At 53.4% G+C, this 14,538-nt stretch carries 14 protein-coding genes; 11 read left to right on the top strand and 3 right to left on the bottom strand.

Features of this window, described 5'->3' with window-relative positions:
- Position 1: 1 nt before the first annotated feature.
- From ACR0JR_RS19355 to ACR0JR_RS19305, 11 genes are all read left to right on the top strand, one after another.
- Entirely contained in the window at positions 2-1,039 is a 1,038-nt protein-coding gene (locus ACR0JR_RS19355) for a TRAP transporter substrate-binding protein (RefSeq protein WP_170515330.1), read from the top strand.
- A 6-nt stretch (positions 1,040-1,045) separates the two neighbouring features.
- Positions 1,046-1,645 carry a TRAP transporter small permease subunit gene (locus ACR0JR_RS19350; protein ID WP_170780667.1) on the top strand — a complete coding sequence of 200 codons (600 nt, stop codon included), beginning with the start codon at positions 1,046-1,048 and terminating at the stop codon, positions 1,643-1,645.
- Positions 1,638-2,981 (top strand): TRAP transporter large permease subunit, encoded by a 1,344-nt coding sequence (locus ACR0JR_RS19345; RefSeq protein ID WP_170515324.1) that lies wholly within the window; start codon positions 1,638-1,640, stop codon positions 2,979-2,981. The genes ACR0JR_RS19350 and ACR0JR_RS19345 overlap by 8 nt, the downstream gene beginning before the upstream one ends.
- Positions 2,982-2,991: 10 nt before the next feature.
- A complete protein-coding gene (locus ACR0JR_RS19340; RefSeq protein ID WP_170780668.1) occupies positions 2,992-3,810 on the top strand; it encodes an SDR family oxidoreductase in 819 nt (272 codons plus the stop codon).
- A complete protein-coding gene (gene kce, locus ACR0JR_RS19335; protein WP_480457583.1) occupies positions 3,807-4,769 on the top strand; it encodes a 3,5-dioxohexanoate:acetyl-CoA acetone transferase in 963 nt (320 codons plus the stop codon). Before ACR0JR_RS19340 ends, kce begins: the two co-directional genes overlap by 4 nt.
- Before the next feature lie 44 nt (positions 4,770-4,813).
- On the top strand, positions 4,814-5,752 hold the full coding sequence (locus ACR0JR_RS19330) for a 3-hydroxyacyl-CoA dehydrogenase (protein WP_480457582.1): 939 nt from the start codon (positions 4,814-4,816) through the stop codon (positions 5,750-5,752).
- 54 nt (positions 5,753-5,806) lie between these two features.
- Entirely contained in the window at positions 5,807-7,333 is a 1,527-nt protein-coding gene (locus ACR0JR_RS19325; protein ID WP_480457580.1) for a UxaA family hydrolase, read from the top strand.
- A gap of 69 nt (positions 7,334-7,402) precedes the next feature.
- Complete coding sequence (locus ACR0JR_RS19320; protein WP_480457672.1) at positions 7,403-7,921, top strand: gamma carbonic anhydrase family protein; 519 nt, start codon at positions 7,403-7,405, stop codon at positions 7,919-7,921.
- A 20-nt stretch (positions 7,922-7,941) separates the two neighbouring features.
- Entirely contained in the window at positions 7,942-9,078 is a 1,137-nt protein-coding gene (locus tag ACR0JR_RS19315; RefSeq protein ID WP_480457578.1) for a DUF4147 domain-containing protein, read from the top strand.
- A gap of 431 nt (positions 9,079-9,509) precedes the next feature.
- A complete protein-coding gene (locus ACR0JR_RS19310; protein ID WP_170780673.1) occupies positions 9,510-10,076 on the top strand; it encodes a hemerythrin domain-containing protein in 567 nt (188 codons plus the stop codon).
- 10 nt (positions 10,077-10,086) lie between these two features.
- Positions 10,087-10,959: a glutathione S-transferase C-terminal domain-containing protein gene (locus tag ACR0JR_RS19305; RefSeq protein WP_480457576.1), complete on the top strand. Its 873-nt coding sequence runs from the start codon at positions 10,087-10,089 to the stop codon at positions 10,957-10,959.
- Here ACR0JR_RS19305 and ACR0JR_RS19300 read toward each other — a convergent pair.
- The 3 genes from ACR0JR_RS19300 to ACR0JR_RS19290 all read right to left on the bottom strand — a co-directional run bounded on the left by ACR0JR_RS19300 (position 10,952) and on the right by ACR0JR_RS19290 (position 14,267).
- On the bottom strand, positions 10,952-11,728 hold the full coding sequence (locus ACR0JR_RS19300; RefSeq protein WP_480457574.1) for a 2-keto-4-pentenoate hydratase: 777 nt from the start codon (positions 11,726-11,728) through the stop codon (positions 10,952-10,954). The genes ACR0JR_RS19305 and ACR0JR_RS19300 overlap by 8 nt on opposite strands.
- Before the next feature lie 266 nt (positions 11,729-11,994).
- Positions 11,995-13,734, bottom strand: coding sequence for an adenylate/guanylate cyclase domain-containing protein (locus tag ACR0JR_RS19295; protein ID WP_480457572.1), 1,740 nt, complete (start codon positions 13,732-13,734; stop codon positions 11,995-11,997).
- Between the two features lie 173 nt (positions 13,735-13,907).
- The gene (locus ACR0JR_RS19290; protein ID WP_480457570.1) at positions 13,908-14,267 is read right to left on the bottom strand and encodes a group I truncated hemoglobin; all 360 of its coding nucleotides are present in this window, start codon (positions 14,265-14,267) and stop codon (positions 13,908-13,910) included.
- Between the last annotated feature and the right edge of the window lie 271 nt (positions 14,268-14,538).

Below are 14,538 nucleotides of genomic sequence, written 5' to 3'. Positions count from 1 at the left end.
AGTGAAATATTCGAAAATTGCCGCGAGCCTTGTTGCCGGCTCCATGGCTTATGGCGCGACTTCGGCATCCGCAGATATTCTGGACGTGCACATGAGCATTCCAAAGGATCTGACGTTCCTGGCGGACAGCGCTAAGATCATGGATGAAACCTTGCGCAACATGAGCGACGGCGATGTTGGTCTGCAACTCTATGGATCGGGTGAACTGGTTCCCGCAGGTGAGATTCTTGATAACGTTAGCTCCGGGGCGATCCCGGCGGGATGGAGCTTCCTTGGTCAATGGGGCGGCAAAATCCCAGTGGCTCAGATCGGGGCAACCCCCTTTGGGGCCGGACCAGATGCGTTGGCGGCTTGGCTGCATGTGGGCGGTGGTCTCGAAATCGTTCAGCGCGGGTTTGACGATCTGAACATTAAGGTACTGGCCTGCCACATCACCGCGCCCGAACCGGGCGGCTGGTTCAACAAAGAGATCAATTCAGTCGAAGATTTTAATGGTCTGAAGATGCGCATGGGTGGCGTTGGTGCACGTGTTCTCAACGAATTTGGCGCATCAGCTCAGTTCATGCCCGCAGGCGAAATCTATCTTGCGTTGGAACGTGGCCGCATCGACGCGACCGAATTTTCCTTGCCAATTATCGACAAGGATTTTGGCTTCAACCAGATCGCAAAATATCAATACTATCCGGGATGGCACCAGCCGGGCAGCGTTGATGTGCTGATGATCAATATGGATGTCTGGAATGGCATGAGCGCGGCTGAACAGGCGATGTATGAAGCGGCCTGTCAGGTCAGTATGGCCTGGACGTTGCAATATGCCCCTGCGGCCCAAACGCCGCAGATCGAAGTGTTCGAGGGGGGTGGCACCATTGTCAAATCCTTCCCAGACGAAGTTCTTGCGGAACTGCGGATTGCTACAGAACGTGTGCTAAGTGCCGAAGCCGAGAAAGATGCGCTTTATGGCGAGGCCTACCACTCGATGAAGGACTTCGTGGCGTCGTCGGGACGCTGGACCGGCCTGCAAACTCTCCCCGCCGAGTAAGCCAAAATGGCACACGATATGGACGCTCCACCGAGTGATCCAAATCGTGGTATCGGCCCTGTCCATACGGTTCTTCGCGGGATCGTATGGATAGGTCGGGCCGCGGCTTGGCTCATTATTCCCATCCTCATTCTGGTTCTTATTGGCGTGACGCTGTCAGCAGCCAAGGTCGGTACAATCCTTCGGTGGGAAAATGACATTTTCCTGTTTGGGTCCAAGCTGACACTTTCTAGTATCGGCGATTTGCAATGGCACCTCTTTGGAATCATGCTGATGCTCACAATGGCCGGAGCAATCGTCAGCGACCGTCACGTGCGCGTCGATTTCCTACGTCAGCATTTTAGTAAAAAAACGAAGGACATCATTGAGGTGATAGGCCATCTGGCTCTGTTGATGCCTCTCTGCGTCATCGTAGTTTTCCACGGTTATGACTTTACATTGCGTTCATTCAACATGGGTGAAGGTTCGGATTATGACGGTATGTATGATCGGTTTTTTTTGAAGGCGTTTCTTCCCATCGGCTTTGGTTTGATGCTGATTGCCGGTCTCGGCCTGACTATCCAAAAACTCAAAAGTCTGTTCGGGACGGGGGATTCCCATGATTGAACACATCATTCCCCTATCCATGGTCATTTGTTTGCTTTTGGGAATTTTCAGTGGCTATCCGGTTGCCTTTGTTCTCGGCGGCATCGGAATTCTGTTTTCTTTTATCGGCGGTTTGCCATTTGCATTCCTCAAAATTGGCGTCTCGCGCATCTACGCAGGCGTTATTGAAAACTGGCTTTTGCTTGCGGTGCCCCTGTTCGTCTTCATGGGTGCGATGCTCGACAAATCCGGTTTAGCTCAAAACCTTCTCTATTCGCTTGAGCGCGCATTGGGTCGGAGACGAGGCGGGTTGGCCATTTCCGTCGCCTTATTGGGCATCATCATGGCGGCCAGCACTGGCATCGTTGGTGCTTCGGTGGTCATGCTGAGCACACTGGCTCTGCCCATTATGCTGCGCGAGAAATACAAGCCGGAGCTGGCTGTTGGCACCATTGCGGCCTCGGGCACTCTGGGAATTCTGATTCCGCCTTCGATCATGCTGGTTCTGGTGGGCGATATTCTTCAGATTTCCGTTGGCGAGCTGTTCCTGGGGGCCGTAGTTCCTGGCCTGCTGTTGGGTGGCCTGTACATCGGCTATATTGTATTCGTTGCGTTGACGAAGCCAACCGATGCCCCTGTATCAACACAGGTTCCAGCCGAAGGATCCCTAGCACTGGCGCTGCTGCGCGACTTGTTTGCACCGCTTGTTCTTATCCTGACTGTTCTTGGGTCGATTGCCACGGGTACGGCCACCCCGACCGAAGCCGCAGGTCTAGGCGCGATTTGTGCGATGATCCTCGCGGCCATCAATCGCAAACTGACCTTTAAAACCCTGTCCGGCTGCGTCCGAGAAACAGGCAATACTTCTGCGATGATACTAGGCGTATTAGTTGGCGCCACGATCTTTGGCATGGTCTTCAAGGGCCTCAAGGGTGACAAGATGATCGAGAACGCAATCCTGTTCTTCGATCTTGGTGCTTACGGCACACTGGGCATCCTGCTTCTGCTGATCTTCATCATGGGGTTCTTCCTGGAATGGGTCGAGATCAGCTTTATCGTCCTTCCACTATTTGCGCCTATCGTAGCGGGATTGGACTTTGGGCTAGGGATATCCCGTGAACAACAACTTTTGTGGTTCGCCATGCTTGTGGCGGTCAATCTGCAAACCAGTTTCCTGACGCCACCCTTCGGCTATTCACTATTCTACGTCAAAGGCGTCGCCCCACCCGAAATCTCTATCCGCATCATCTATCGCGGCATCATCCCTTTTGTAGCGCTGCAACTGGCAGGTCTTGCCCTTCTGATCATTTGGCCAAGCCTTGTGCTCTGGGTCCCGGATGCGGTCTTCGGCAAGTAGAGGCGGTGACATGACCACTAACTCATCTAGTAACCAGACAGAGGCAAGGCAGATGTCCCTGCCGGGGTTGGAGGGCAAGAAGGTCGTGATCACGGCCGGTGCCAGCGGAATCGGGTTCAGCATAGCAAGGATGCTCAATTCACAAGGTGCCCAGATCGCGATTTGTGATGTCGATACAGACGCGCTGCGTCGATCTTGCGTTGAGCTTGAAGGATGCATCGCGGTTGAGGCGGACGTCTCGAACGAAAATGCGATAGATGGCTTTTTTGACGAGGTTCAGGAGGCTTTTGGCGGGCTGGACGCATTAGTGAACAATGCTGGGATAGCCGGGCCAACCGGCAATCTAGAAGACCTTTCGCCCGCAGACTGGCGTCGGTGCATCGACATCTGCCTCACCGGTCAGTTCCTGGCCGCTCGACGGGCGATACCCATGATCAAAGCACGGGGCGGCGGCGCGCTTGTCAACATGGCCTCCGCTGCTGCCAAGCATGGCTACGCCAGACGCTCCCCGTACTCAGCAGCCAAATTTGGCGTCATCGGCCTAACCCAAAGTCTCGCCAAAGAGTTAGGCCCCTCCAATATTCGCGTGAACGCTATTCTGCCCGGGTTCGTCGATGGGCCGAGGATGGAAAAGGTGATCCACGATCAGGCTGTTGCCACGGGTGTCAGCGATGCGGTCATGAAGGACGAGTATCTCAACAAGATTTCCATGCGTCGCATGGTGAGCCCCGATGATGTCGCGGCAACTGTCGCGTTCCTCATCTCGGACGCTGGCGTGAACTTGTCAGGGCAATCTCTTGCCGTTGACGGAAATGTGGTAACACTATGACACTAAATGTAAAATCAACAGAGAATATAAGCAACGGCGCAGGCAAAGTCATCATCACATGTGCCGTAACCGGCGCGATTCACACGCCGTCTATGTCGCCCCACTTGCCGGTGACGCCGGAAGAAATCATCGATGATTCCCTCGCCGCCGCCGAAGCCGGAGCCGCGATACTTCACCTGCACGCACGCCATCCAGACGGGCGGCCTGACCAGAGCCCCGAGGGGTTCGCCGCGTTCCTGCCTCAAATCAAGCAAAGCTCAGGCGCTGTGGTCAACATCACAACCGGTGGCAGCCCGTATATGAGCGTCAAAGAACGCGCCGCACCCGCTGCGACATATCAACCCGAGCTGGCCTCGTTAAACATGGGGTCTATGAACTTTGGCCTCTATCCTATGCTAAACCGGTTCAAGACCTTCGAACATGCTTGGGAACGCGAGCATCTGGAGGGTTCCCGCGATCTCGTCTTCCGCAATTCGTTCAAGGACATCGAGTATGTTCTGGAAACCTGCTATGGCAACGGTACGCGGTTCGAGTTCGAATGCTACGATACCTCCCACCTCTACAACCTTGCGCATTTTGCGGATCGCGGCTTGGTCAAAGCGCCGTTTTTCGTTCAGTCAGTCTTTGGCTTGCTGGGTGGCATCGGTCCCCACCACGAAGACGTCCTTCACATGAAACGCACAGCTGATCGTCTGTTCGGAGACGACTATCGCTGGTCCGTTCTGGGCGCTGGCGCGAACCAGTTCCGCATCGCGACGCAAGCGGCAACCTTGGGCGGCAATGTTCGCGTTGGGCTAGAAGACAGCCTTTGGGCCGGCCGCGGCGAACTTGCCCAATCCAACGCGGTACAGGTTCGCAAGATCCGGACCATCGTTGAAGGGCTTGGCCTTCAAGTCGCCACACCCGATGAAGCCCGTGAAATTCTGGGCCTCAAAGGCGGCGACCAGGTGGCCTTCTAAGCAATTCCTGACACCGATATTCCTCACACCATGGACGAAAACTTATGAGCAAAATCGCTATTATAGGCGCAGGGTTGATTGGGCAGGGTTGGGCAGCGGTATTTGCACAGGCCGGGTACGATGTTGCGATGTATGATCTGTCGCCTGAGGCCGCGCAAAACGCTTTAAAGGCAATGGAAAAGCGTATCGCGGATCTGGCCGAATTCGAACTCATAGATGCCTCTGATGCCCCGACAATCCTGCGGCGCATCTCCGTTGCCTCTGAGCTTGAGAACGCTGTGCAGGGCGCGATCTACGTGCAGGAGAACGGCCCCGAAAACGTCGAGATCAAACGAGAGATCACGCTGGCAATCGACGCCATCGCAGGCGCAGATGTGCCCATCGGAAGCTCAACCTCGGGCATTTCCGCGTCGCGTTATTGCAAACACATCCCAGGCAGACAACGGTGTCTGGTCGTACACCCTATCAACCCGCCACATTTGCATCCTGCTGTCGAACTTGTTCCGTCGCCATGGACTGATCTGCACGCTGTTGAAACAGTGAACGAGTTAATGATCAAATGTCAGCGCGAAACCATCGTGCTGAGTCAGGAGATCGACGGTTTCGTTGTGAACCGCCTGCAAGGCGCGCTTTTAGAAGAGGCGTTCAGTCTGGTCAGCAACGGCATCGTAACTGCCACCGATCTCGACAAGGCAATCTGCGACGGGCTTGGGCTGCGCTGGTCAATCATGGGCCCAATGCAGACCATTCATCTGAACGCTCCCGGCGGCGTAACTGACTATATTGCACGCTACGGGGCAATGTACCGGGGCTTTGGCATCGGTTCGTACGAGAACATCGACTGGACCAGCGTGGCAAATGACAAGCTGGCCACCGAACTATCAGCGCGAACGCCGGTTGAAGATATCCCTGCTGCACAGGTCAGTCGTGACCGCAAACTGATGTCCCTGCTACGCCACAAGAAAGACACTCAGGAGTGCTAACTTCGTCGTTCCAGCAAGACCGCATTCTCAACGCCAAAACTTAGCGGAATCCCCATGACACAACAACGCATTCTCACCCTGAGCGACCACGACAACATCGCGGTTGCACTGCAAGACATCGAACCTGGCACCGAACTTTCGCCCATCGACCTAGTCACCCCATCAGCAATCCCTTCGGGCCACAAAATCGCCCTCTCAGACATCACGCGCGGTGAAGAGATCATCAAATACGGGCGTGTCATTGGTCTTGCCACCCAAGACATCTTGCGCGGCGAACATGTACACGTCCACAACGTTGAAATGGCGCAATTTCACCGCTCCCAATCTTTCGGAGCCAAGGCGAGTGAAACAGATTTTGTCCCACTGCCTCAACGCGCAACCTTTCAAGGTTTTCGAAGAGAAGACGGCAAGGTCGGAACCCGCAACTACGTCGGCATTGTCACCTCGGTCAACTGTTCGGCCTCGGCCGCCAAACACTTGGCCCGCGAAGCCGAGCGTTCAGGCCTTTTGGATCAGTATCCCGGCGTTGACGGCATCGTTCCGATTGTGCACGGAGCTGGCTGCTGCATCGGCACAGACGACGAAGCATTTCGGAAGCTGCAATGCGCGATCTGGGGCTACGCCACCCATCCGAATTTTGCATCCGTTCTGATGCTGGGCCTAGGATGCGAGGCCAACCAGATCCCGCTTATGCTGGAAGCCTATGGCAGGCCTCAGAGCAAGAACTTTCAATACTACACGCTGCAAAGCGCGGGCGGTACACGCAAATCGGTTGAAAAAGGCTTGCTGTGGCTTGAGAGCGCATTGGAACAAGCCGCCAAGGCCAAACGCGAAACCGTTGACGCCTCCCACCTCAGCGTGGCGCTGCAATGTGGTGGATCAGACGGATACTCCGGGATCACGGCCAATCCGGCCCTTGGCCACGCTGTTGACCTGCTAGTCAGGCATGGTGGCACCGCGGCCCTGGCTGAAACCCCCGAGATTTACGGTGCCGAGCACCTGCTGACAGATCGGGCGGCATCCCCGGCAATTGGCCAAAAACTGGTCGATCTTCTTGAGTGGTGGGAAGAATACGCCGCCAAACACGGGTCCGAAATGAACAATAACCCGACACCGGGCAACAAGACTGGCGGACTGACCACGATTCTGGAAAAGTCGCTGGGGGCCGTGGCAAAGGCAGGCAGCACCAATTTGAACGGTGTCTTTAAATACGGGGAAAAGATCACCGCCAATGGTTTGGTGTTCGTAGACAGCCCCGGTTACGATCCCGTCTCGATCACTGGACAAGTCGCCTCGGGTTGCAACATGGTCTGTTTCACGACAGGTCGCGGTTCTTGTTACGGAAACAAGCCAGCGCCATCGATCAAGATCGCGTCCAACTCAGCGATGTACGACCGTATGCAAGACGATATGGATTTGAACTGCGGGACAATTGCCCAAGGTGACGAATCCGTGGCTGAGGCCGGTCAGCGGATCTTCGAAACCATCCTCGAAACAGCCTCCGGGACCAAGACCCGTTCCGAAGGATTGGACGTTGGTGAAGCAGAATTTGCACCGTGGCAAACCTACGCCCAAATGTAGTGGGCAATTCGGGCGGGGCCTGTCCGCAAGCGCTCCACCCAAGTACTCGACGGTCAAAGAAAAGGAAATATAATGATTTATTCTTTGGACGGTTTGGAGCCGAACATAGCGGAGGGCGTTTTTGTCGCCCCGGGGTCTCATGTCATCGGCAATGTCGAAATTGCAGCGAAGGCCAGCGTCTGGTTCGGCGTTGTCATCCGAGCTGATAATGACCCGATGTACATTGGCGAAGGAAGCAATATTCAGGACAACAGCGTTTTACACTCCGACCCCGGATACCCGCTGGTCATTGGACGGAATTGTACAATCGGACACGGCGCAATTGTCCATGGTTGCAAGATCGGTGGCGGCTCATTGATTGGAATGGGGGCCACCATTCTAAACGGTGCAACGATTGGCCGAAACTGTTTGATCGGCGCAGGCGCTTTGGTCACAGAAAACACGACAATTCCTGACAATTCTCTGGTCGTCGGGACACCTGCAAAGATCAAACGGGAACTGAGTGAAGGACAGATCGAGGGCCTTCGCCAAAACGCGCGGCATTATCAGGCCAACGCGATACGGTTTGGCAGAGGTCTTTCCCGTTAATTCTCTGATCCTAAAATAACATGACAGACAGCCACAGAAACACACTTTTGACTCTATTTAGGGCAGCCGTGTCGTCCGTGAAGGGAGACATTTGCGTGCGTAGGTGGGCGTCAAACCCGGATCTCAAACGCCCTACACATATTGTTGCCGTTGGCAAAGCAGCCGCCGCTATGTTTGACGGTCTGCCGGGCGATTGGCGAAACACGATACCTACATATCTAGTCACCAAGACCAAGCATCTAGAGAACAGGGTTTTTACAAATAACGTCAAGACTTTCGAAACCAGTCATCCTGTACCGGATCAGTCATCTTTGAAGGCCGGCAAAGGCCTTCGGAACTTTGTGGAGAACTGCCCAGTTGGCAGCCATCTTTTGATGCTCGTTTCAGGCGGCGCATCGTCGCTTGTTGAACATCTGAGACAACGTGTTAGCCTCACCGATCTTGTGACCCTGACAGAAGTCGCGCTGGCCGAAGGTGCTGACATCAAAGAAGTGAACAAGCGCCGAAGAGCCATCTCTGAAATCAAGGGAGGCGGCTTACTCGCAACTTTCAAAGGGCAACAAGTTGACGTACTCGCAATTTCGGATGTCGCCGGAAACAGTATTTCAGTTATCGGTTCCGGGATCGGTGCCCCGGGCGGGCGCGCCAGTTTTACCTATGAATGCAACATTGTCGCTTCGAACGCCGTGGCGCGTGATGCAGTGGAGCAAGCTGGAAAATCAGCCGGTATCTGGACGATCACCAATCAAGAAAACATGTACGCGGACGTGGCCGATGTCGCGTCGCGGATCGCGCAAGAGATTACAGATGGGCCGGAAGGTTTGTACATTTTCGGCGGAGAGCCAACTGTCGTTCTCCCCCGAAACCACGGCTCGGGCGGCCGCAATCAGGCGCTTGCACTGGAGCTGGCGCGACACTTCATGGGCCATAGAGATATCGTTGGACTGGTCGCAGGAACTGATGGAACGGACGGCGACACGTGTGCTGCTGGATCGTTTGTGGACGTCAACACATACACAAAAATGCCCGGCGCTTTGGAGGCACAAAAGAACTTCGATTCAAATAGCTACCTTTCCCGATCCGGAGACGCGCTTATCACAGGGCCAACCGGCACAAACGTAATGGACTTGGCAATTTTCCTGAAACAGAGCAGTTGAACATTGTTGTCACAGGAACGTCAGGATTATCCGTACCAGCTGGTATCCTTCCGAATGGCGGTGCCAGAAATTACGCGCGATTCTTCCATACTGGTCACATTCGCGATTGCAATCCAACACTTCCCAAGCCGGTTCGTTGCTGCAAAGCGATGGAGACGAGAACATCATGCTTTCGAGAGTGCCTGAAACTGGCTTTCAGCATTGTGGGTTGACAGCTTCGCGCCCCCAAAAACTCCCGTTTCCCGCCCGCACTTATAGCCGTCAAGGCCTGCAAGGTTCATCCAGCACGGCATCGAACCCTAAAAGCGCAAGACCACTGGTTTGAGCGGCATCGACTTCGCGGGGGTTCGTTGACGCATAGTGATTGTGCGTTTTCGCTACTGGTGGGCAGTTGTCTGACCTCCCACTTTTACCCCGAAAGGAGACAACCGATGCTCGATACACACGTCATCCGCCAAGACGACATGCCCCAAGAAATGCGGTTTCTCTTGGACCAATACCCCCGTGACAGTTGGGAAGCCCATCCAGGTTTCAGAGAAAAAACAAAGCATTGGCTCGGCGCGCATGAGATGTTCCGCCGTGTGGCGAAACTTGTCCGCCTAGATACAGAAGGGGTTTTGAGCAACGAGATGGGGTTGGACGACTACGTGGGGCGGCTGTCCTACTATGGCGGCAACCTGATTGGGAACCTGCATGGTCATCACGGCTGGGAAGATCACAGTTATTTTCCTGAGCTGTCGGCTGCGGACCCGCGTTTTGATGCGGGGCTTAAGTTGCTTGAACAGGATCACTTCGATCTGGATAAGGTGCTGAGTGACTTCACCCGCACAGCGAACCGTGTGATCAAGCTATCCGCACTTGATGAGGCGCAAGCTTACGATGAAGCCGGACAGCTCCATGCGACAAGCAACACGATTGAAGCGTTCCTGAAACGGCATCTCAGCGATGAAGAAGAATTGGCCGTGCCAATCATCTTGCATCACCGGCTCAGAGGATGATGCTGACGTCATGACCAACACGTCTACCGAAGAAGACCAAACTGATATCAACAAGCGCCGTGCACGGGGTGAATTCGTGCGCGGTGTTAGCGGCTTTCGCCACGCTATTGGCGATCCAGTGTTTCCGGCAGAACCTGATCGCTATCACCTGTTCGTAGCATTGAATTGCCCGTGGTGTCACAGGGTCACGCTGGCGCGAAATGTGTTGGGCCTTCAAAACAGCATCACCATGGACGTTGCATTTCCAAACCGAACCGGCGACGACGATCCGGAGGCGCCAAACCTATGGGAGTTTGCACCTGATCGGATTGCATCGCTCACAGGTGAGACTTTGCCAGAATGCACGAGCGAGACCGGCACCGGCAAAGGATTTCGCCTTGCCAAAGAGATCTATCGTGCCGAAGGCTCTGAAGAGCAATCCCTTCCAATCCTGTATGACAAGATTGCAGGGCGCATTGTTAACAACGAAAGCGCTGAAATTGTCCGAATGCTTGACGCCTCAGCGGATTCTCTTGGCAGCACAATCCCAGCAGCTGAACGCGTTAGGCTTTACCCAGACGAAGTGCCGCGTCACGAAATTCACGACCTGAACGAACGGATTTATACAGCGATTAACAATGGTGCCTACAAGGCCGGGTTTTCGTCGGATCAAACGATCTATGAAACAGCCTTTGACGCCTATTTTGAGACACTCGAATATTTGGAGGAGCATCTCTCAGATGGTAGGCTCTATTTGACAGGCAAACACTTTTCAGAAGTAGATCTTCGTCTGTTTCCAACTCTCTATCGCCACGATCCCGTCGGAAGACCATCATGGTCAGCTATTGAGAGTAACTTTTCTTTGGTGCAGTCGGCGTTACCACTCTACCAAAGCCTCATGTAAATCGTACCGATAGCTGGGTGTTCATCACGCCACCAAAACCAGCTGACCATTCTTCACCTGGAGACACTGGCCATGCGTCTGTCAATGTGCCAGTTGTAACCAGCTCATCTCCCTGAAGCTGGTCGGCTTCGGAGAGTAGAGACACAAGATGAGCCAGGACTTCAATTGGACCTCCAAGCGCGTTTTCACCCTTGCCGGACTCGATAGCCTCGTTGCCCTTGAACAACGCTAGTGGCACTTCGGCCAAGCCGGTCAAGACATCATGCGTAGCCGCGATTTTGTCGCCAAGAACAAGGCAGCCGTGCAATCCTTGTGCTGCGATTGAGTCTTCGACCGAGAATTTCCAGTTGGGATAAATCGATTGAACAATTTCAAATCCCGGGGCAACCCACTCCACGCAACCTGCCAGCTGCTCATTGTTCATTTCAGCCGTCGGCGCATGTCTAAGGCCGAGCACGATTTCTGGTTCAATCCTCGGTTCTGAGTAACTTGCCAAGTTTACCGGCTGATCAGTCGAAAACAGTCCATCTGAGTGAACCTCTCCCCAAATGGGTTGATCCACACCGTAAACAGGCCAAATCGTGCGGTTCGTGAAGCCAACTTTTCTGCCAACTCTTTCTTTGCCCAGAATCTCGCGGACACGACTAGCAATCGAATATGCGTCATCCAGCGATAGCTGTCCTGCCTCTGAAGACAGTTTAGGTATCTGCTGGGCAGAGGTCAGGGCATCAGCAATTTTCTGAGCGTTCGCTTCAATATCTCTTGTCATCTTCGCATTATACCTGCCGAAGGCTGGATTGCGATGCAATCGAGGTTTTGAAGAACCGGGATGGTGATCTCCGCCTAAGTCTAGGTTCAGGACATGTAAAGTGTCTCGAACTTAAAAGGCAGTTTCTACAATCAGCGGATGTTCGACATAATCGGGGCAACGACTTAGTTGCGGAAAAAGTGGTCGTTTGACTCCGGAGATCCAAGGCCTTTTCTTGCACAGAGAAGACGCATTAATCCTCAATTTTTAGTTAGCAAATTGTTTACTCAACCAGCGAGGCGAAGTGAGGTTGTCGCCATAGCGCTCCTCAATTCGGCTTTCAATCTCTTAGAAATCTCGCGATCTTTGAAGTATTCAGTTTGAATGAATGTAGAAGGTCTAAAGTCCGGATCGTGAAGCAACAAATCGCGAACTGCTCGTTCAAGCTTGTGGTCATTATTCAGGTGAGTTGCGGCCGCAGTCCGATATGCTGCCGCCCGCCGGGTAAGCCTCGCAAATTCATCCACGGTGTTAAAACAAGCCTCAAAATCATGCATGACATAGTAGGCAATTGCCTCTAGTTCGCGGCAATATTCGGGCAAAAAGGGATCAAGCATCTTTGCACGCTTTTGGTACTCAAGAGCAGTCTTCCCATCTCCGAGAAAGTTATGGAGTTCACCTGTTCGCCCGACAATGAAAGCATGATTGGGGTTTAACTCCAGAGCGCGATTGAAGTGGAACTTAGCCCGTTCAAAGTCACGAACATAGAGCGCCAAGGAACCTGCAATTCGATGGCTTTCAGCGTCCGTTTCATCCAGCTCGACAGCTAGGTTCCCTGCTTCGACCAACTCATCCCATACATCTTCACCTGTCCATTCTGCTACTGTAGCGACAGCGCACGCCCTCCAGGCATGAACTCGACCATATCCTGGATCTCGTTTCAGCGCTTCGTCAAACCAATGAACCGCTTCCTGTGCATTCTCCTTTGTGACTCCACCAATCCGGTGATAGTACAAACCGCGGATTAAACATTCATAGGCTTCCAGGTCTCCCGGACGTTTTCGCTGTGCCGTGGCTTCCAGTTGCCGTTCGATCTGGCCGGCCACACTCGCGACGATTTTGGCAACAAGGTCATCCTGGAAATCGAAAAGATCCCCCAGATTGCAATCCGCCCGCTCTGTCCAAAGCTGTTCGCCTGACACTGCATCCGTCAGATACGCGTTGATCCTTATGCGATTTCCCAGCTTGCGAACCCCGCCTTCAAGACAGAAACGCACGCCGAGTTTCTGTCCAAGTTCACGAGCGTCCGCCGCAACCCCTTTTAACCCAAAACTAGTATTCCTGGAGATCGTGAGAACGTCAGGGAACCGGGACAGCTCTGTGATGATGTCTTCCGTCAGGCCATCGGAAAAATACTCCTGCTCGGGATCATTGCTCATGTTCTTGAAGGGAAGCACAACAATTGAGTTGGTGGACTTTTGCAGTTCCGCCACGTAGGGAAGGCTACTGTCCTCGATAAGCGCAGTTCCGCAGCTGTGCGTGCCAAGCTCGCCTGCAACAGCGTAGACCGTAATTGGTTCGGAAATATTTTTGAGCTTTCGGGTGCCCTTGTTCTCAAATTTGAGCTGGGCCGACCGCTTGGCGTGATCAAACACAGCATTACTTACTAGGACCATACCCGGCTCAGCTTCAGACTCAATCCGACTTGCTACATTCACGCCATCGCCAAGCAAATCGTCGCCATCTACTACGACATCGGCAAGATGGACCCCAACCCTGATTTCTAGTCCTATCTCTCGCTTGCTTACTGGTGCAGCGAGTTGAAGTTGTAAGTTGTAAGCGCAGCGAACTGCCGCCACCGGGCTAGAAAACTCCAAAAGAAAACCATCACCCGCGCGGTTAAAGATTCGCCCATTGTGCGTGGACGCAACAGTTCCGATTAACTCGTTTAACAGTGTAACACGATTTATCGTGTCGATTTCATCTTCACGCATCCGAGTGGAATAACCGACAACATCAGCGGCCAAGATCGTAGACAATCTCCTATTCATATTGGAGGTTCCTTTTGCGCATAAATTTTTAGCCCAAATGCACGATTGACCCATAGTAAGATATTTGACTTCAAGAGTCTGCAAGTCGGACAAGCAAGCTTTGATCTAATGAAATGAATATTGCCGACTTTACCCGGTTATGGCGAAACTCAGATACCGACAACGTGGTCCTTGAGGCTATATAGAATGTATAAGACCTCTTCTTGTTCCCGTTGGCCGACGTCGTTGGCCTTTAGGGCGTTCATAGCGTCGTCCAGAACAGCGACAAACTCATCTCCGCTGATGTTCATGTACTGATGCGCTGCAACCATATCCTTGCCTGTGTATATCTCAGGCCCGCCAGAACCAGTTATGAAGAAGTCTCCTGCCATTTGTTTGAGGTGCTCCATATCAGTTCCCGCAAATCGTGCAGCGACAACTAGGTTTTTGGAGTGATTGTCCACCAGAACGTCGACTATTCGCCGAATACCATCCGTTCCTCCCAGACGTTCATATAGCGTCTTTGACATGGTTCCCCCCGTGTTTAGCTCACCTCAAACCTCGATCTCTTGAGAATGCTAGCATGCCGCACTGATTGGCACCAAATCTATAGCAGTCAGGCGATGTTTATGATCGTAAACCATCACCAAGTGTGATGTCTGCTTTGGGCTCAAAGCGGATGTTGGCCGAAATGTCGCCAACGACCGCAATGCGGAGATAGTGTTGAAAAAGTCGGTTGATTGGTTGGTCTGGCGCTGATTCACTCGTTTTGAGAGTGGAGGACTTAGCAATGATGGGACC

Source organism: Ruegeria sp. AA3, from assembly GCF_056542905.1.
The sequence above is the reverse complement of the archived record's forward strand: the minus strand, read 5'-3'. Positions and strand labels throughout refer to the sequence as shown.

Excerpts from the sequence above, each read along its gene's own strand:
- ACR0JR_RS19350 (WP_170780667.1), top strand. The coding sequence starts at position 1,046 with ATGGCACACGATATGGACGCTCCACCGAGTGATCCAAATCGTGGTATC.
- ACR0JR_RS19345 (WP_170515324.1), top strand. The coding sequence starts at position 1,638 with ATGATTGAACACATCATTCCCCTATCCATGGTCATTTGTTTGCTTTTG.
- ACR0JR_RS19340 (WP_170780668.1), top strand. The coding sequence starts at position 2,992 with ATGACCACTAACTCATCTAGTAACCAGACAGAGGCAAGGCAGATGTCC.
- kce (WP_480457583.1), top strand. The coding sequence starts at position 3,807 with ATGACACTAAATGTAAAATCAACAGAGAATATAAGCAACGGCGCAGGC.
- ACR0JR_RS19330 (WP_480457582.1), top strand. The coding sequence starts at position 4,814 with ATGAGCAAAATCGCTATTATAGGCGCAGGGTTGATTGGGCAGGGTTGG.
- ACR0JR_RS19325 (WP_480457580.1), top strand. The coding sequence starts at position 5,807 with ATGACACAACAACGCATTCTCACCCTGAGCGACCACGACAACATCGCG.
- ACR0JR_RS19315 (WP_480457578.1), top strand. The coding sequence starts at position 7,942 with ATGACAGACAGCCACAGAAACACACTTTTGACTCTATTTAGGGCAGCC.
- ACR0JR_RS19310 (WP_170780673.1), top strand. The coding sequence starts at position 9,510 with ATGCTCGATACACACGTCATCCGCCAAGACGACATGCCCCAAGAAATG.
- ACR0JR_RS19305 (WP_480457576.1), top strand. The coding sequence starts at position 10,087 with ATGACCAACACGTCTACCGAAGAAGACCAAACTGATATCAACAAGCGC.
- ACR0JR_RS19300 (WP_480457574.1), bottom strand. The coding sequence starts at position 11,728 with ATGACAAGAGATATTGAAGCGAACGCTCAGAAAATTGCTGATGCCCTG.
- ACR0JR_RS19290 (WP_480457570.1), bottom strand. The coding sequence starts at position 14,267 with ATGTCAAAGACGCTATATGAACGTCTGGGAGGAACGGATGGTATTCGG.